Here is a 17,270-nt window from a genome sequence, read left to right on the forward strand (position 1 = left end):
CGTGCCGATCCGTTTCTCCTCCTGGCGACCGGGAGAGGCTCGCCGCATCGCCGACACGATCATGTGTCCGGCGCTCACCGGAAAGGCATGGCATGGCTCAGGGCACTGTGAAGTGGTTCAACGCGGAGAAGGGGTTCGGGTTCATCGCACCGGACGACGGCACTCCGGACGTCTTCGTGCACTTCTCCGCGATCGACTCCTCGGGATACCGGTCGCTGGAGGAGAACCAGCGGGTGGAGTTCTCGACGTCGCAGGGCCCCAAGGGCCCGCAGGCCGAGCAGGTACGCCCGCTCTGACCGCTCCGGTCCCCGCGAGCCGTCCATGACGCGACCCGCACGCCCGCCCGGGTGTGCGGGTCGCTCCGTATGCCCCGCCGTGCCGGTCGTATGCGCGGTGGACCCCGTTCCGACGCAGGGGGCCACACATCGTCACACCCTTCGAAGTTCCCCCGGAACAACCATGTTTGGTCCGCCGGAACCGGTAAAGACGAACCCTTGACACCGGCTTGTTACCACGAGGTAGGAGACGCATCATGGGCATCATCGCTTGGATTCTCATCGGGCTGCTCGCCGGCCTCATCGCCAAGGCGCTCGTGCCGGGCAAGGACCCGGGCGGCATCATCATCACGATGCTCATCGGTATCGCGGGCGGCCTCCTCGGCGGTTGGCTCGGCAAGGTCATCTTCGGCGTCGACTCGATCGACGGTTTCTTCGACCTCTCCACGTGGATCGCCGCGATCGCCGGTTCGGCGATCCTGCTGGTCCTCTACCGGGCGGTCACCGGCGGTCGGCACTCGCACCGCCACGCCTGACCCGGCGGCCTCCGGCCCCGGATCGCGTACGCACCACCGACGGCGCTGACGGCTCCCCCTCCACCCGGAGGGGGAGCCGTCAGCGCCGTCGGTGGCTTGTGGCCCCCGAGCGGGCGGCGCGCAAGGCGGGATCAATGGGGGATCAATGGGGGGTTGACGGGCGAGTGTGATGAAAATACCTTTCAGGAGTGACCAGTGAACTGAAGGAAAGTTTCAGCCGCAGCGACTCCCCGCCTGCCCCGGCGGCCCTCGCCGCCAAGGTCCGCACGCTCGCCCCCTCCATGACCCGCTCCATGCAGCGCGTCGCCGAGGCGGTCGCCGGAGACCCCGCCGGATGCGCCGCGCTCACCGTCACCGGCCTCGCCGAGCGCACGGGTACGAGCGAGGCCACCGTGGTCCGCACCGCTCGGCTCCTCGGCTACCCGGGCTACCGCGACCTGCGCCTCGCCCTCGCCGGACTCGCCGCCCACCAGCAGTCCGGACGGGCCCCCGCGGTCACCGCCGACATAGCGGTGGACGACCCGATCGCGGACGTCGTCGCCAAGCTCGCCCAGGACGAGCAGCAGACCCTCGCGGACACCGCCGCCGGGCTCGACACCGGACAGCTCTCCGCCGTGGTCAACGCCGCCGCCACCGCCCGCCGGATCGACATCTACGGCGCGGGCGCCTCCTCGCTCGTCGGCCAGGACCTGGCGCAGAAGCTCCTCCGGATCGGCCTCATCGCGCACGCCCACGCCGACCCGCACCTCGCGGTCACCAACGCCGTGCAGCTGCGCCCCGGGGACCTCGCCATCGCGATCACCCACTCCGGTTCCACCAGCGACGTGATCGAGCCGCTGCGGGCCGCCTTCGACCGGGGCGCCACCACCGTCGCGATCACCGGCCGCCCCGGCGGTGCCGTCACCCAGTACGCGGACCACGTGCTGACCACCGCCACCTCCCGCGAGAGCGAGCTGCGGCCCGCCGCGATGTCCAGTCGGACCAGTCAACTGCTCGTCGTGGACTGCCTGTTCATAGGCGTGGCGCAGCGCACCTACGAGACGGCCGCCCCCGCGCTCTCCGCCTCGTACGAGGCACTCGCGCACCGCCACCCGCACCGCCGCCGCTGACCGGTCGCCCGCCTCGGGCGACCGGCAAGCGCATCCGCACGAGCACCCACCCGCACGAGCACCCACCCGCACCCGCACGCCGTACGAGCACCACGAGAAAGCAGAGCCACGCCTCATGTCCTCCTCCGCGACCGGCCGCGACGACGACCTCCTCGCCCAGCTCGCCACCCTCACCACCGAGCAGTTCCGTCCCGAGCTGGCCGAAATCGACCGGCTGCCCACCCCGGAGATCGCGCGGCTCATGAACGGCGAGGACCGGTCGGTGCCCGACGCGGTCGCCGCGCAACTGCCGCGGATCTCCGCCGCGATCGACGCCGTCGCGGAGCGCATGGCACGCGGCGGCCGGCTGATCTACATGGGCGCGGGCACCGCCGGGCGCCTCGGGGTGCTGGACGCCAGCGAGTGCCCGCCCACCTTCAACACCTCCCCGTCCGAGGTCGTCGGGCTGATCGCGGGCGGCCCGTCCGCGATGGTGACGGCGGTGGAGGGCGCGGAGGACAGCCGGGAGCTGGCCGCGGCCGATCTGGACGGGCTGGGCCTCACCGCCGAGGACACCGTCGTCGGGATCTCCGCCTCGGGCCGCACCCCGTACGCGATCGGCGCCGTCGAACACGCCCGCGCCCGGGGCGCGCTCACCGTGGGGCTCTCCTGCAACGCGGGCTCGGCACTGGCCGCCGCCGCCGAGCACGGCCTGGAGGTCGTCACGGGACCGGAGCTGCTGACCGGATCGACCCGGCTGAAGGCGGGTACGGCGCAGAAGCTGGTACTCAACATGATCTCGACCATCACGATGATCCGGCTCGGCAAGACGTACGGGAACCTGATGGTCGACGTGCGGGCCTCCAACGAGAAGCTGCACGCCCGTTCACGCCGGATCGTCGCCCTGGCGACCGGTGCCTCCGACCAGGAGATCGAAGCCGCCCTCGCCGCCACCGGCGGTGAGGTGAAGCCCGCGATCCTCACCATCCTCGGCCAGGTGGACGGCCCCACCGCCATCGGCCTGCTCGCCGCCTCGGACGGCCATCTGCGCGCCGCGCTCGCGGCCGTACCCGCTCCCTGACGCCCCCGAGACTCGCGCCCCGGACTTCCGGACCCCCACTCGGCCCCGGTCCGGGGCGCGCTCCCCCCACCCCCCGCACAGCAAGGCACCACGCACCATGGCAACTGATGACAAGCACCGCGCCACCGCCGCCGCGATTCTTCCGCTCGTCGGTGGCGCCTCCAACGTCCGTACCGTCGCCCACTGCATGACCCGGCTCCGGCTGGGCCTGCTCGACCCGTCCCTCGTGGACGACGAGGCGCTGAAGGCGCTGCCCGCCGTGATGGGCGTGGTCGAGGACGACACGTACCAGATCGTCCTCGGCCCGGGCACCGTGGCCCGGGTCACCCCGGAGTTCGAGGCGCTGGTGGAGGAGGCGCGGGCCTCGGCGCCCGCGTCCGCCGCCCCGTCTCCCACTCCTGCTCCCGCACCCGCACCCGCACCCGCACCCGCACCCGATTCCAGCGTCTCCGCCGTCTCCACCGCCGAGGAACTCGCCGCCCAGGGAGCCGAGTTGCGAGCGGCGCGTAAGGCCAAGAACGCCACTCCGTTCAAGCTCTTCCTGCGGAAGATCGCGAACATCTTCGTCCCGCTGATCCCCGCCCTCATCGGCTGCGGCATCATCGCCGGACTCAACGGCCTTCTGGTCAACCTGGGTTGGCTGACCGGGGTGACGCCGGCCCTCGCGGCCATCGCCTCCGGGTTCATGGCGCTGATCGCGGTGTTCGTCGGCTACAACACGGCGAAGGAGTTCGGCGGCACCCCGATCCTCGGCGGCGCGGTCGCCGCGATCATCGTGTTCCCCGGCGTCGCCAACATCGAGGCGTTCGGGCAGAAGCTCTCCCCCGGCCAGGGCGGTGTGCTCGGCGCGCTGGGCGCGGCGGTCCTCGCGGTGTACGTGGAGAAGTGGTGCCGCCGCTGGGTACCCGAGGCGCTGGACGTGCTGGTCACGCCGACGCTCACGGTGCTGATCTCCGGGCTGGTCACGATCTTCGGCCTGATGTACGTCGCCGGTGAGGTCTCCTCCGCCATCGGCACGGCCGCCGACTGGCTGCTCTCGCACGGAGGCGCGGGCGCGGGCCTGCTGCTCGGCGGGTTCTTCCTGCCGCTGGTGATGCTCGGCCTGCACCAGGCGCTGATCCCGATCCACACCACCCTGATCGAGCAGCAGGGCTACACCGTGCTGCTGCCGATCCTCGCCATGGCGGGCGCCGGGCAGGTCGGTGCGGCGATGGCCGTGTACGTACGCCTCCCCCGCAACGAGTCGATCCGCCGCACCATCCGCTCGGCCCTCCCCGCCGGTCTGCTGGGCGTGGGCGAACCGCTGATCTACGGCGTCTCGCTGCCGCTGGGCCGCCCGTTCGTCACGGCGTGCGTGGGCGGGGCGTTCGGCGGCGCCTTCGTCGGCCTCTTCAACCAGCTCGGCACCTCGGTCGGTTCGACCGCGATCGGCCCGTCCGGCTGGGCCCTCTTCCCGCTCCTGGACGGCAACCACGGCCTCGGCGGCACGATCGCGATCTACGCGGGCGGGCTGCTCGTCGGGTACGTCGCCGGGTTCACCGCCACGTACTGCTTCGGCTTCAGCAAGGAGTTGCTGGCCGAGTTCAACGTCTCCCAGGAGGCGCCGGCCGCCGGTACGACCACGGTGGTGACCGGTTCGCCGGGCACCACCGCTCCCGGCTCCGCCGGCCCCGGGTCCACGGGCCCGGACTCCTCCGACCCGGGGCAACGGCCCCCCGCACCCGCGAAGGTCTGAGGACCTGCCGGGTCACCCCGCACAGCACGAGCCGCCCTTCTCCACGAGGGGCGGCTCGTTCGTCGCGGGGCGCGTTTTCCGGGGTCACCCGATGGTGAAGTCGGCGGCCTCGGTCTCCAGGGTGGTGGTGCCATTTCCGGCGGTGACCAGCACGGCGATGTGCCACACCCCGCGCGGCGCTTCCTCGGCGTCCGCGCGGGTGAGGCCGACCCGGTAGGTGCAGTGCACGGTGTCCGCGCCGGAGGGCTCGCACTCCGCCGTCTCGACGGCGGCCATGTCCTTCTCGGTCAGGTGCATGTCCCTGAAGGACGCGGTGTCCGGCCAGGCCAGCACGTTCACGCGCTTCACGCCCTCGGTCGACGTGATGTCCGTGGTGAAGGTCAGCGAGCCGTCCCGGTCGCCCTCCGGGGCGGCGTAGCGGGCGGTGCTGTGCGCCAGGGTGGGCGACTGCGGCTCACCGGCGTACGCGAGGGCGAAGGCTCCGGCGCCCCCGAGGGCCACCACTCCGGCGACCACGGACAGGGCGGCGATGCGTCGGGACATGAGGGTTCTCCAAGGTCGTCTCAGCGGGACCGGCGCTCCGAACCGTGCGCCGTGGCACCGATACTCGTCGCGCCGGACCCGCCGGACATGAGTGCCGGCACTCACCCCGGAGTGGGTAACCCTGGCCGCCCGCGTGGGGACTTCAGGCCACCGGCCGCCCTTCCGGCACCTCGGTCAGCCGGAGATCGACGAACGGCACGGTGTCCCCCGGCAGCAGGTACGTCTCCACCTCCACGAATCCGCGCGCCCGCGCGAAATCCAGCCCCTCCGTATTACTGCCCAGGACCACCGTCTCGACGGCCTCCGCCCCCAACTCCCGTGCCAGCGCCAGCCCGTGTGCGTACAGGGCGGTACCGAACCCTCGCCTCCGGTGCTCCGGGAGGATGCGCGCGATCACCGTGGCCACCCCCTCGGCTGCGGCCGGCGGGCGCACGGTGGAGCAGCCGACCACCTCGCCCATCGCCCGTGCGACGAACAGCCGGTTGCGGGAACGCCGTTCGCGTACCTCCTCGGAGGTGAGGGGCGCGGTCGGGACGATCAGGTTGTGGACGTTCCGCCACTCCTCGGCGAGGAGCTCGTCGGCCACATCGTCCAGCGGGTGGACGTGGAGTTCGCTCATGACGGCATGAGAACCGTGCGGGGGACGGGGCGTCAACGGAATTGCCGGTCATCAGCGGCCCGGGGGACGACGCCGCCCGCGCCCGTCCGGGCGTCACAGGGGGCGAAGGGTCCACCTGGACGCCCGGCGGCGCTCCCGCGTCAGCCCCGCACGTGCAGCCCGAATCCACGGCGCCCCTCGGGCTCCAGGCCCTCCTTCAGCTGCAGCGAGGGGATGGCGTAGTCGCCGAAGTTCTGCGGCCGGAACGCGATCGGCTCGGTCGACTCCAGGGTGAGCAGGCGCTGTTGCCACGCCTTGGCGACGTCCGGGTACTCCTCGTCGGTCATCCGGTCGGTGCCGTACAGCACGAAAGGCGGCAGCACTTCCAGGCCGGGGTAGTAGAGGATGCCGTGGTGGATCGGGAAGAGCAGATCGTCGATGGGGCCGTTGATCCCCCGGGCGGTGTAGTGCGACTCCGGGCCGCCGGCGGTCACCGACAGCAGGGCTCTGCGGCCGGCGAGGGTCCCTTCTCCGAAGCGGTCGCCGTAGTGGGTGTCGCTGTGCTCTCCGACGCCGTAGGCGAAGTGGAAGGTGAACACCCGGTCCACCCAGCCCTTGAGGATCGCGGGCATCGAGTACCACCACAGCGGGAACTGGAAGATGACCGTGTCGGCCCACAGCAGCTTCTCCTGTTCGGCGCGTACGTCCGGGGTGAGCGTCCCGGCGTCGAAGGAACGGCCCGAGTCCCGCGCGACCCGCAAGGGGGTGGAGGCGTGCGGGCCGTAGTCCGCGGCGTCCACCACGGCCTTCCAGCCCATCGCGTACAGGTCGCTCACCCGCACGTCGTGCCCGGCGCCCTCCAGGGTGGACACGGCGAGGTCCTTCAGTGAGCCGTTGAGCGACTCCGGTTCCGGATGGGCGTGGACGATCAGCGTCTTCACGGGAACTCCTTCGGTGGGATGCCCCGAATACTGGGCGCTGCGGGACCCGGTGTTCAGGGGCGCCGCTTCCGTCGGTCCGGACTTCCTGGTATCGGCAGGACCACCCTCCCCGGGGTGCGCCGGGACCATACTGGGAGCCATGGACGATCTCGCGGGTTTCCTCAGGACGCGGCGTTCCCGGGTCGACCCGTCGTCGGTCGGTATCCGCGTGGACAGCCGTCGCCGGGTGGCGGGGCTCCGCCGCGAAGAGGTCGCGCACCTGTCCGGGGTCAGCGTCGACTACTACGTACGGCTGGAGCAGGGGCGGGCGACGCAACCCTCCGACCAGGTGCTCGACGCGCTGGCCCGCGTGCTCGGCCTGGACGGGACCGAACGCGGACACCTCTCCCGGCTCGCCTGTCAGCGCCGGCGCGCGAAGGCGCCGGGCGGCCGCATCCGGCCCGAACTCTTGCGCGTCCTCGAACTGGTCGTCGACGCCCCCGCGTTGATCATGAACCACCGGATGGACGTACTCGCCGGGAACCGGCTCGCCGGACTCCTCTTCGGCCGGCCGCTGCCCGGCCTGAACACCGCGCGCCATCTGTTCCTGGAGGAGGTGGAGCGCGGCCTCTACGCGGACTGGGACACGTGCACCCTGGACGTGGTCGGACATCTGCGCCTGGCGGCCGGGCAGTACCCCGAAGACCCCCGCCTGGCCTCGCTCATCGGCGAGTTGGCCATGGGAAGCGACCGGTTCCGCCGTCTCTGGGCCCGCGCGGACGTGCGTGCCCGCACCCACGGGAACAAGCCGTACCGGCATCCGCTGGTCGGCCTGCTCGAACTGCACCAGGAGAACTTCGCCCTGCCCGACGAGTCGGGCATGGAGCTGGTGGTCCTCTCCGCGGCCCCCGGCACCCCCGCCGAGGACGGCCTGCGCCTGCTCTCGGGCCTGAGCGCGGACAGCGGTGCGGCGGCGATCGCCTCGGAGGTCGTCCCGGGCCGTTCCGCGATTCCTGGTGGATCGGTGTGAAGGCCGGGTTCGCGGGCACGCGAACCCATGAGCGCATCTCGCCGGCCGTACGCATCGCGGTACGCACCGCCGTACGTACGCATCGCGAAGCGGTACGCACCGCCGTACGCATCGCACCGCCGTACGCATCGCACCGCGGCTCGCATCGCGGTCCGCACAGCCGGGCGGGGAGCGCGACCGAAGGACCGCCGAGGAAGGAGCGACCCATGAGCACCGACCCGTGGGGTTACCACCCTGCCAGCGGCCACATCTCCGGAATCGACCTGACCGGATTCGCGGTCGAAGCCGTCGACGGGCACGTCGGCAAGGTCGACAGTCACTCCGAAGAGGTGGGTTCCGCCCACCTCCTGGTGGACACCGGGGTGTGGATCTTCGGGCGGGAGGTCCTGTTGCCCGCAGGCACGGTCTCCCGGATCGACACGGAGAAACGTGAGGTCCACGTGGACCTCACGAAGGAACAGATCAAGGAGGCGCCGGAGTTCGAACGGCCGACGCACTCGGGCCACCCGGCCTACTACACGGACCTGGCCGCCTACTACGGGATGCACCGTCTGATCTGAGTCCTCGCGTCACCACGCACGTCGCACAGAGCGGGGCGGGCCCGAAGAGGGTTCGCCCCGCGACGTGTGCCCGGACGGCATGCGCCCGGACCCGTTGGGCCGCGGCGACACTGAGTGCTGCCCCCGGATGTTTCCCGACTGTTCTTCCTCCGCCCGCCTGGCCTGGCTACTCTCCCCCCGCCCGGTCCTGCACAGGAGAGGTACGTCCATGAGCGCCTCGGTCCACCCCACCTCACCGCGATCCCGGGCCGTCCCGTCACCGAGCCGGCGGCAGCAGGACCGCAGCCGGGGCGGGGGCCTGCCCGGCAACTCGGCGCAGCGCGCTCTCCTCTCGATCCAGTCCAGCGCCGGCAACCGGGCCGCGACCGTGATGGTGCAGCGCGCCAGGCAAGAGGCCGGGGAGCGCCCCGAGAAGGCGCCGGCGCAGGCCAACACCTCCTCCAGATCGCAGAGATACCGGGCCCGGATCGCCGCGGGCCTCGACAAACTCAAGAAGAACTTCGAGTTCATCGACACCTTCGTCAAGGGCATCCAGACCCCCACCAACGCGGGCTTCGCCCAGCACGCCTCTGCCACGGCCGACGAGACTCTCAAGCACTCCGCCGCCGGCTCCGGCGCCGGCGGCTCCGGGGTGGGCGTCGCCTCGGAATTCTTCGGCGCGGTGACCAATGGCAAGGAGGGGCGCAAGGCCTGGCAGAGCATGGCGAAAAACACGGAGGGCGCCGCCCATCACACGGCGAAGAAGAAGTTCGTCTCCAAGACGTCCGACGCCGTCGTCAGCGCAGGCAGTGCCCTCAACAACGTCCTGGCCTTCACCAAGGAGCTGACCAAGGCCGAGAAGTTGGCAGCCGCCGCGAATGCTTCCGAGGCGAGCGGGATCAGCGCCAGCATCACTGGCGGAGCGAAGGGAGGACGCGCCGCAATCCGTTCCGCGACGACGCTCCGCAAATATCGCGCTCTGGGCGCACTGGAGAAGCCCGACCGTGTCGACGACGAGGACCTGACCCGGCTGAAGCAGGCGCAGTACGACGCCGAACTGGCCCTGGCCAGGGCGTACGTCGAACTGGATTCGCTCTGGCAAGGCGACAACGAGGACGGTCTGGCGGAAGTACCCGCCGCCATCGACAGCGCGTTGTCGGCCATGGGCGGCGCCCGTGACGCCGCCGACCAGTTCCAGCAGGCCGAAGACAAGAACACGATGAACACGGTGCTCACGTACGCGCGCGACAAGCAGAAGAACAAGATGGGCAAGCAGGTCGTCACGGCCGTGGGTGAGTCCGCCAAGGCCGCGGGCGGCATCGTGACGGCGGTCGCCGCCACCGCGGGAGCGGCCGGGCTCGCGAGCAATCCGGTCGGCTGGGGCATCGCCGCGACTGCCGCGGGTCTCATCTTCGGCGTCGCCGCCTACAAGGGAGTACGCGCGGGCACGAAGCGCTATGACGGGGCCCGCCACCCCGAACGCTGGGCCGAGGACGGGGAAACGTCCAAGGCGGCCGCCTCCCGCGAGGAGGCGCTGAAGGAGTCCCTGAAGTTCTGGAAGAAGGTGAGCAACGGCGAACGCCAGGCGATGGCGCGCAAGCTCTACGCCTTGGCCGCAGGCCCGGACATCGAGGGCAGCAGCCACACGACGACGGAGATGCGGGACTCGGCCAGATCGCTCCTCATCGTCCTCAAGGCAGGCCCCACCCAGCAGAAACTGGACCCCGAGGCGTGGGCGGTGTCCCTCAACGACCCCGGGAAGAGCGCGGCCTGGGTCAAGGAGATCGCGGAACAGCTGTCCTCGGCTTGACCACCGGCCGAGGCCGGCTCCGGGCGGAGTCGCGCGCTCCCCGCTCCGGTGGGGAGTGAGCCCTCCGGGGCGGGTATCGAAAGCGCTGTCCGCCATGCTCATCGATGGCTGGACATGCGAGCCGTGGGAGGCCGCGCGCCACCTCTCCCGACACAGAGTTGAACACGTTCAACTTATCTGACAAGGTAACTTCCCGCAGCCCATTCCTGTCAGCTGACCGATGAGGGCTGGGGGCGGGAGGGCCTGATGGCGGGTGGAAGCAGGCTGCGTGCGTGGGTGGCAGCCCTCGGTGTCCTGATGGTGGTTCTGGCTGCTCTGACGGCGTGCGCAGGCCCCTATCAGTACTACGAGGGAACGGGGCTTCACGACGCCACAGCGGCCGAAGTAGCTGGGAGCTGGGAGAACGAAGGGGAGGACGAGGGGACCCGTGTGGTGCTTCGTGAAGACGGAACGGCCCTTCTCGACAATCTCGGCGGACAGGACTTCGACTTCGAAGACGGCTGGCGCCTCTCCGGTACCGGAACCTGGCGACTGACCGACGACGACGGCGGGCAGGTCGTCCGACTCACGCTGACGGCGCGAACCCGAGCCGAGAAGCGCTCTCCCGCACCGGTGACTGCCCCCTCGGCTACGGAACCCCCGCCGACCTACTCGTGGTCCTTCTACGTGGACCGCGATCCGCACGACGGGCTGGTGCTGTTCTTCATGTACGGCGACCCCGACATCGGGAACAAGTACGTGATGACGCGCGAGACGGCGTCATAGCTCGTAGCGATCCGGTTGAAGCTGGGGGAAGTTCGGTTCGGGGGTGCCCCACCCCGCGAGCCCGGCCAGCGGGGCCCCCTCCGCACGAGTCCGTCGCCCCGGTCGCCCGGTCACGTGTGGTGACGGGCGCCCGGTGACGAGGCCGGCGGCGCGCGGCCGCCGCCGGGCGGGCCCTCAACGGGGCAACTGCCCCTCCCTGTTGATCTCCGTCACCCGCGCGCGGAGCACCACTCCGGGCGGTGCCGGCTGCACCGCTTCGGGCGGACAGTCCCACTCCAGACCGCCACCGGGCGGACGCAGCTGAATGTTCGGGCCCACCCGGCCCATCACCCGCCCCACCTTGCCCGTCCGGACGTCGACCGCGAACGATCCACGCTCCGGCACACACGGCTCAACCCTTTCGACCGACATGTTCCACGCCCTCCTTCACCTGGGCGTTCTCCCCGTCGATCTCCCTCTTCATGCGTTCCAGCGCCTCACTCAGCCGCAGCGCCGTCTCCACGGTGCACCGACCGAGATCCACGAGCGGCGCCGTGGCGTCGCCGGCGCACGACACCAGGTCGATCCGCAGCGACGGCAGTGTGGCCCCCACCCCCGCCAGCCCGGTTTTCAAACGCGCCACGACCTCCTCCGCCACCCGCATGTTCCCCTCGGCCGCCCTGCGCCGCTCGGTCACCTTCATGCGTTCATTCCTTCCACCCTGAGTAATGGAGATGTGTACCCAGAGTGTCCAACGCACGGCTAGCCTGGAAGAGGCGCCATTCCAACAACCGCACGTGTGTAACGGAGAGTTGCCATGCCCGGGCCCAAGAAACTCGACCCGTCGTCCTCTCCCCGCGCCTTCCTGGGCGCGGAACTCCGCCACCGGAGAGAACAGGCGGGCCTCACCCAGGAGGAACTGGGCGCCCCCGCTCTTCGTCAGCGGCTCGTTCATCGGCCAACTGGAGTCGGGCACCCGCCGCATGCAACTCGACCAGGCCCAGCGCCTGGACGAGATCCTCCAGACGGACGGCTTCTTCGCCCGCAACTGCGCGGCGCTGCAGAAGTCGAAGTACCCGGACCACTTCGCGGAGGCCGCCGAGGCGGAGGCCGTGGCGGTGCAGATCAGGGAGTACGCACCCCAGCTGATCCCCGGCATCCTGCAGACGCGACCGTACGCACGCGCCGTCTTCCGTGCGTACCAGCCCACGGCTCCGGACGAAGTGATCGACGAACTGGTGGAGGCGCGACTCGACCGGGGGCGCCTGCTGGCGGATCCAACAACACCCATGTTGTGGGTGGTTCTTGATGAGGCAGTGCTGCGCCGCAAGACTGGCAGCCAGGCCGTGATGGCCGAAGCACTCGGATACCTCGCGGACCTCGCGTCCAAGCACCGGCTCATCGTCCAGGTACTGCCCTTCGACGCCGGTGCGCACGCTGCCCTGTCCGGGCCGCTCAAGTTGATGTCATTCCATGACGCCCCTCCTCTGGCCTACCTCCAGGGGCTGGGCACCGGGCAGTTGCAGGACGATCCGGCCACCGTCCGGCAATACGAACTGACCTACGATCTGTTGACGGCCAGCGCGATGCCACCCGACGCGTCCCTGGCCATGATCCAGTCGGTCTCGGAGGGTTACGCCCGTGAAGGTCTCTAGCTCGGAATGCAGCCTGACAGGCACTGCCTGGCACAAGTCCACCTACAGCGGCGGCGATGGCGGCGACTGCCTGGAAACCTCCGACGGCCACCCCGGCCTCGTCCCCGTCCGCGACTCCAAGCTCGGAGACGGCGGCCCGGTCCTCGCCTTCCGTACCGAGGCCTGGGCCGCGTTCGTCGGCGATCTCAAGGCCGGCTGAACGGACACGGCCACCGGCCGGGGCCGGTTCTACCCGGCCGTTGTCGCGATGCGGAAGCCCACGCCGATGGCTTCGAGATCCGGCTCGTAGGCGCCGTGCCGACGGGCGCACCGGGCCAGGTCGCGGTCGTGGCGGAAGGCGCCGCCTCGGGTGATGTGGCGATCGAAGGCCCAGTCCTCGGATTCCGGCACTTCGGCGGGCGCACCGGGGTAGGGCGCGTAAAGGGTGGAGGTCCACTCGTCGGCGTTGCCAGCCATGTCCAGTACGCCGAAGGGGCTGGCTCCGTCGCGGAACGAGCCGACGGGTGTGGTGGTGCCGATGCCGAGGTCCACCAGGTTGGCCAGGCCGGTGCGGTACTCGTCGCCCCAGGGAAACTCCCGGCCGTCGTCGCCGCGCGCGGCACGCTCCCACTCGTCTTCCGTGGGCAGCCGCACCTCGTGGCCGAGCAAGCCTCCCAGCCACCGGCAGTAGGCGGTCGCCGCCTCCCAGGCGACCCCGATGACGGGGTGGTCGGACCGGTCCGGCGGCGCCTGGCGGGCCGGTCGGTCCGTCGCTGTCGCGTAGTGCGCCCACTGGCCGACCGTGACCGGGGTACGAGCGATCCGGAAGGCGGGAACGTGGATTTCCGAGCGCGGCGCTTCCTTCAGGTACCACTCCACCGGCACCCCGGTATGGGCGAATCGCCGTGCCACCGCTGCCACTTCGCCGGTCGGTGTACCTCGGCGCAGCAATCCCGCCGGGATCTCGACCCAGTCCACCTGCTCCACCTTCATGACCCCCCTGTTCGGCCCGACCACCATGATCACGTCGTTCGTTCGGGCACGCATCGGCCGATGGGCCCTCCCCGAAGCAGCCTCGCGGACCAGGACGAGCGGAGGAGGACGGGTGGACCAGGACGAGCGGACCAGGACGGGTGGAACAGGACTTGGGGACGAGGACGGACATGGGGCTCGGGGCCGTCCGCCTCGCCCCTACGCGTCGTGCCCCACGGCCCCGCCTCGCGGGTCTATCGTGAACGTATGGCCACTCCCGAACTCATCCGTATCGTCTCCCGCGACTCGCCGATGGCGCTGGCTCAGGTGGAGCGGGTACGGGCCGAACTGGCGGTGCTGCACCCCGGTATCGCCACCGAAGTCGTCCCCGTGAAGACGACCGGGGACAAGTGGATGGGCGCGCTCTCCCAGGTGGAGGGGAAGGGGGCGTTCACCAAGGAGGTCGACGCGGCGCTGCTCGCCGGGGAGGCCGATCTCGCGGTGCACTGTGTGAAGGACGTACCGGCGGACCGGCCGTTGCCGGCCGGGACGGTGTTCGCGGCGTTCCTGAAGCGGGACGACGTACGGGACGCCCTCGTGCACCCCGGTGGGCTCACGCTCGACGAGCTGCCGGAGGGGACGCGGGTCGGAACCTCGTCGGTGCGCCGGATCGCGCAGTTGGCGGCCTCGCATCCGCATCTGGAGTGCGTACCGTTCCGGGGCAACGCTAACCGGCGGCTGGAGAAGCTGGCGGCGGGCGAGGCGGACGCGCTGTTGCTGGCGGCGTCCGGGCTGGCCCGTATCGGGCGCTCCGAGGTCATCTCCGAGGTGCTGTCGACGGAGGCGATGTGCCCGCCGATCGGGGCCGGGGTGCTCGCGCTCCAGTGCCGTGAGGACGACGGCGCCACGATCGAAACGGTCAGCGGCCTCAACCACGCTCCCACGTACCGGGAGATGACCGCCGAGCGGATGTTCCTGCACGTGCTCCAGGGACACTGCAACAGCCCGATCGCCGGTTACGCCACCTCCCGGGGCAGCAACGGCGAACTCTCGCTGCGTGCGTGTGTGTTCACCCCGGACGGCAAGACGGTCCTCAACGCGCACGAGTGGGCCGGTCCGCTCGACCCGGCCACCCTCGGCACGTCGGTGGCGGTCACTCTTCTCCGTCAGGGCGCTCGCGAGCTGATCGACTCGATCGACCACTGAGCCACTCGTCCTCACCCGGTACGGCGAAGGCCCGGCCCGGTCGGCTACGAGCCGGCCGGTGTCAGAGGTGGTCCCGGCGCAGATCGAGGAGCATCACGTCGTGGAGGTCCGCGTCGGAACCCCCGGGTCGTGCCTGGCCGACCTTCCGGTATCCCCACGCCCGGTAGGCGGCCTGGGCGGCCTCGCTCGCCGGGTGGACGTTCAGGAGCACCCGCTCGACGTCGACGGCGTCGAGCAACTCCCCGTGCACCCTTCGCGCGACGCCCTGTCCGCGCCACGAGCCGCGCACGGCGAGTTCCATGAGCCCGAAGGTGCGGTGCCCGTCCTCGCGCCTCATGGCGTCGGGGACGGGTTCCGTCAGCTCGTCCCACCACACCGCGTCGGGCCCGAGCGGGTGCCCGTACGCCATACCGATCGCTTCGCCGTCCCCGGTACGGGCCAGGGCCGCGCGGAAACCTGGCTTGCGGGTCTGTACGGAGAAGCGGCGGAAGGCGGCGGCGACGTCGTCCTCGGTCTCGTCGTAGGGCGGTTCGGCGAAGGCGTGGGCGTAGATCAGCCTGAAGGCTTCGGCTGATCGGAGCGCGGCGGGTCCTTCCAGGCCCTCGATGGTGATCGTCACTCGTGGCGTCATGGGTGCCCACTCTGTCGCACGGCCGCGCCCGGGCGCTCGGTCGGCCGTGCCGTTCTCCACGGCGGCCGATCATCGTCGTTGTCAGTAGCCCCGGATACGTTTCCGCGCATGGGGATCTACCTGATCAGTGTGGGCGCGCAGGAGTGGTTCGACACCGGGGAGGACGGATGGGGCGATGTCTCCGGCGCTCTCGCCGGGGAGTTGCAGCGGCGGGGGCTGCCGCCCTTCGCCGCCGTGCCCGAGGAGCCGGAGTTCGCACCCGGCTCGGGGCAGGCCTTCGAGGAGAAGCTGACCGGGTCCATGGACGGTTTCCTCGACCTGTGCGACGCGCACCTGTCGCGGGAGGAGACGGAGATCCTCCACGGGTGGTCGGTACTCGTGCCGTTCTCCCTGGAGGAGGAGATCTGGTTGCCGGTACCGGCCCCGTACTCCGACGAGACCCTGGTGGTCGGCGCGCCCCAGGCGCTCCGGCTCGCGGAGAGGCTGGCGCAGGCCATCGGGCTCCCGGAAGAGACCCCCGCGACCCATGACAGTCTCGAACTGACCGGGTGGTTCCGGGAGGAGGGGGCCGAGGCGCGGACCGCCGTCCGTCCGGGGCCGTGGAGCGAGGACCTGGACACGGCGTTCTACGTCGCGCTGTACCTGCGTGCGGCCCCAGCACGCGATACGTCGCGGCTGCCCCATCGTCCTCACCTGACGGTGGGCGGGGCGACCGATGCGGGAGATCCGCAGACACGGCCGAGCCGAGCGAGGAGACCGACCATGGGCACCTGGGACACCGGCCCCTTCGACAACGACACGGCTGCGGACTTCGCCGAGGTTCTGGACGACTCCACCCCGGAGGCACGCGAAGCCTTGATACGGGCCGTCCTCGTCCGGACGATCGATGCCACGGGCTGGCTGTCGGAGGCCGAGGAGGCGGTGGCCGCTGCCGCGCTGATCGCGGCGCAGTGCCCGGGAGGCGAGCCCGTGGGCACCCCCTACGGCCCCGGAACGCCCATGCCCGAGTTCCCCTACGAACTCCGGGCGCTCGCCGACCAGGCCGTCGCCCGGGTCGCCACCGACGAGGACGGACCGTCCCAGGACTGGACCGGCCAGAAGGCCTGGGAGCGGTGGCAGGCCACGCTCGCCCGTCTCCGTGCGGTGCTCGCCCCACCGCCGCCGACCATCGCCCTCTTCGACGTCGAGCCATAAAGGGCTTCTTCGATTTCGGCGCGGTTCATACGATGAGCAGATGTTCGATCGTCTGGAACTGAAGGTGTTGCCGCGGGGGTCCCGATTCCCTACCCAGGTGCGGTTCTGGGTCAACGGCGAGGACGTGGGCGAGGATCTCGTCGCCAAGGGCGGCCGCGGGATGTACGCGACCGAGGCGCTGCCGGAGGACCGCCCCAGCCCGCTCTTGGGTACCGACGAGGCGATCCGGGTCGAACTGGGCGAGCCCGAGTGCACCGGTGATTGCTGCGGCTTCCTGACCGTGGTGGTACAGCGGCTCGGTGAGATCGTGCAGTGGTCGGACTGGGCCATCCCGTGGGTGGGGGACTACCCGCGGACCTATCCCCCGCCGGAGTTCCACTTCGAAGCGAGCCAGTACGACGCCGAGTTGGCTCGGGCCGCAGGGGACCGCTGGTGGCTGAGGCGCCCGGCCCCCGCAACTCCTGGAGGGTCGGCGGCGAGCAGCCTTTAGCAGTAATCGGACCCGCCATCGACGCGTGACACTAACGAGTGAATTCTGCGCGATGCCCGGCCTCTGACACCACCCCAACCGAAGCTGTGAGAACGCGATTTCGGGTCTCCCAGTAGCCTCCCCCGCCCCTTCCCTCTTCCCCAACCCCACCCGCACGGGCACCGGGGCGCTTCCGGGGCCCGAGGTTCCGCTTGGCGGGTACGCATCACGTTCCGAGGGTTCGGCGCAGGGCATTTCGCTGTCG

At 70.8% G+C, this 17,270-nt stretch carries 20 protein-coding genes and 1 pseudogene; 14 read left to right on the top strand and 7 right to left on the bottom strand.

Going from position 1 to position 17,270, the window contains the following annotated elements; translation table 11 throughout:
• The first annotated feature begins 92 nt into the window (after nt 1-92).
• The 5 genes from OHA55_RS12670 to OHA55_RS12690 all read left to right on the top strand — a co-directional run bounded on the left by OHA55_RS12670 (nt 93) and on the right by OHA55_RS12690 (nt 4,715).
• The gene (locus tag OHA55_RS12670; RefSeq protein ID WP_266705816.1) at nt 93-296 is read left to right on the top strand and encodes a cold-shock protein; all 204 of its coding nucleotides are present in this window, start codon (nt 93-95) and stop codon (nt 294-296) included.
• 236 nt (nt 297-532) lie between these two features.
• Nucleotides 533-811 (top strand): GlsB/YeaQ/YmgE family stress response membrane protein, encoded by a 279-nt coding sequence (locus tag OHA55_RS12675; RefSeq protein ID WP_266705818.1) that lies wholly within the window; start codon nt 533-535, stop codon nt 809-811.
• Between the two features lie 188 nt (nt 812-999).
• Nucleotides 1,000-1,920, top strand: a complete 921-nt coding sequence (locus OHA55_RS12680) for a MurR/RpiR family transcriptional regulator (protein ID WP_266705820.1) — start codon at nt 1,000-1,002, stop codon at nt 1,918-1,920.
• Between the two features lie 115 nt (nt 1,921-2,035).
• A complete protein-coding gene (gene murQ, locus OHA55_RS12685; protein ID WP_266705822.1) occupies nt 2,036-2,980 on the top strand; it encodes an N-acetylmuramic acid 6-phosphate etherase in 945 nt (314 codons plus the stop codon).
• Between the two features lie 97 nt (nt 2,981-3,077).
• The gene (locus OHA55_RS12690) at nt 3,078-4,715 is read left to right on the top strand and encodes a PTS transporter subunit EIIC (RefSeq protein ID WP_266705824.1); all 1,638 of its coding nucleotides are present in this window, start codon (nt 3,078-3,080) and stop codon (nt 4,713-4,715) included.
• Nucleotides 4,716-4,799: 84 nt separating this feature from the next.
• Here OHA55_RS12690 and OHA55_RS12695 read toward each other — a convergent pair whose 3' ends face one another.
• The 3 genes from OHA55_RS12695 to OHA55_RS12705 all read right to left on the bottom strand — a co-directional run bounded on the left by OHA55_RS12695 (nt 4,800) and on the right by OHA55_RS12705 (nt 6,797).
• On the bottom strand, nt 4,800-5,258 hold the full coding sequence (locus tag OHA55_RS12695; RefSeq protein ID WP_266705826.1) for a DUF5707 domain-containing protein: 459 nt from the start codon (nt 5,256-5,258) through the stop codon (nt 4,800-4,802).
• Between the two features lie 142 nt (nt 5,259-5,400).
• Nucleotides 5,401-5,877, bottom strand: a complete 477-nt coding sequence (locus OHA55_RS12700) for a GNAT family N-acetyltransferase (RefSeq protein WP_266705828.1) — start codon at nt 5,875-5,877, stop codon at nt 5,401-5,403.
• 140 nt (nt 5,878-6,017) lie between these two features.
• The gene (locus OHA55_RS12705) at nt 6,018-6,797 is read right to left on the bottom strand and encodes an NAD(P)H-dependent oxidoreductase (protein ID WP_266705829.1); all 780 of its coding nucleotides are present in this window, start codon (nt 6,795-6,797) and stop codon (nt 6,018-6,020) included.
• 139 nt (nt 6,798-6,936) lie between these two features.
• Between OHA55_RS12705 and OHA55_RS12710 the strand changes: the two genes are divergently transcribed.
• The 4 genes from OHA55_RS12710 (at nt 6,937) to OHA55_RS12725 (ending at nt 10,920) form a co-directional block, all read left to right on the top strand.
• Complete coding sequence (locus OHA55_RS12710) at nt 6,937-7,806, top strand: helix-turn-helix transcriptional regulator (RefSeq protein ID WP_266705830.1); 870 nt, start codon at nt 6,937-6,939, stop codon at nt 7,804-7,806.
• Nucleotides 7,807-8,012: 206 nt separating this feature from the next.
• The gene (locus OHA55_RS12715; RefSeq protein WP_266705832.1) at nt 8,013-8,366 is read left to right on the top strand and encodes a PRC-barrel domain containing protein; all 354 of its coding nucleotides are present in this window, start codon (nt 8,013-8,015) and stop codon (nt 8,364-8,366) included.
• Between the two features lie 208 nt (nt 8,367-8,574).
• A complete protein-coding gene (locus tag OHA55_RS12720; RefSeq protein ID WP_266705834.1) occupies nt 8,575-10,155 on the top strand; it encodes a hypothetical protein in 1,581 nt (526 codons plus the stop codon).
• Nucleotides 10,156-10,431: 276 nt separating this feature from the next.
• Nucleotides 10,432-10,920, top strand: coding sequence for a hypothetical protein (locus OHA55_RS12725; protein ID WP_266705836.1), 489 nt, complete (start codon nt 10,432-10,434; stop codon nt 10,918-10,920).
• A gap of 174 nt (nt 10,921-11,094) precedes the next feature.
• On the opposite strand, the gene OHA55_RS12730 is transcribed toward OHA55_RS12725, so the two are convergent.
• The gene (locus OHA55_RS12730; RefSeq protein ID WP_266705838.1) at nt 11,095-11,331 is read right to left on the bottom strand and encodes a hypothetical protein; all 237 of its coding nucleotides are present in this window, start codon (nt 11,329-11,331) and stop codon (nt 11,095-11,097) included.
• Entirely contained in the window at nt 11,312-11,602 is a 291-nt protein-coding gene (locus tag OHA55_RS12735; protein WP_266705840.1) for a hypothetical protein, read from the bottom strand. Before OHA55_RS12735 ends, OHA55_RS12730 begins: the two co-directional genes overlap by 20 nt.
• A 114-nt stretch (nt 11,603-11,716) precedes the next feature.
• On the opposite strand from OHA55_RS12735, the pseudogene OHA55_RS12740 reads away from it, so the two are divergent.
• Nucleotides 11,717-12,554: pseudogene (locus tag OHA55_RS12740) on the top strand (helix-turn-helix domain-containing protein).
• Nucleotides 12,541-12,753: a DUF397 domain-containing protein gene (locus tag OHA55_RS12745; protein WP_266705842.1), complete on the top strand. Its 213-nt coding sequence runs from the start codon at nt 12,541-12,543 to the stop codon at nt 12,751-12,753. Before OHA55_RS12740 ends, OHA55_RS12745 begins: the two are co-directional and overlap by 14 nt.
• A gap of 29 nt (nt 12,754-12,782) precedes the next feature.
• Here OHA55_RS12745 and OHA55_RS12750 read toward each other — a convergent pair whose 3' ends face one another.
• Complete coding sequence (locus OHA55_RS12750) at nt 12,783-13,526, bottom strand: formylglycine-generating enzyme family protein (protein ID WP_266710600.1); 744 nt, start codon at nt 13,524-13,526, stop codon at nt 12,783-12,785.
• Nucleotides 13,527-13,772: 246 nt separating this feature from the next.
• On the opposite strand from OHA55_RS12750, the gene hemC reads away from it, so the two are divergent.
• Nucleotides 13,773-14,711 carry a hydroxymethylbilane synthase gene (hemC, locus tag OHA55_RS12755; RefSeq protein WP_266705844.1) on the top strand — a complete coding sequence of 313 codons (939 nt, stop codon included), beginning with the start codon at nt 13,773-13,775 and terminating at the stop codon, nt 14,709-14,711.
• 61 nt (nt 14,712-14,772) lie between these two features.
• Here the strand turns inward: hemC and OHA55_RS12760 are convergent, their stop codons facing one another.
• Nucleotides 14,773-15,342 (bottom strand): GNAT family N-acetyltransferase, encoded by a 570-nt coding sequence (locus OHA55_RS12760; protein WP_266705846.1) that lies wholly within the window; start codon nt 15,340-15,342, stop codon nt 14,773-14,775.
• A 108-nt stretch (nt 15,343-15,450) separates the two neighbouring features.
• Between OHA55_RS12760 and OHA55_RS36500 the strand changes: the two genes are divergently transcribed.
• Together OHA55_RS36500 and OHA55_RS12775 are read left to right on the top strand one after the other, a co-directional pair.
• Nucleotides 15,451-16,536: a DUF4259 domain-containing protein gene (locus tag OHA55_RS36500; RefSeq protein WP_323180400.1), complete on the top strand. Its 1,086-nt coding sequence runs from the start codon at nt 15,451-15,453 to the stop codon at nt 16,534-16,536.
• 40 nt (nt 16,537-16,576) lie between these two features.
• Nucleotides 16,577-17,026, top strand: coding sequence for a hypothetical protein (locus OHA55_RS12775; protein WP_266705850.1), 450 nt, complete (start codon nt 16,577-16,579; stop codon nt 17,024-17,026).
• The last annotated feature ends 244 nt before the right edge of the window (nt 17,027-17,270 follow it).

Source organism: Streptomyces sp. NBC_00102 (assembly GCF_026343115.1).
Classification (GTDB): Bacteria; Actinomycetota; Actinomycetes; order Streptomycetales; family Streptomycetaceae; genus Streptomyces.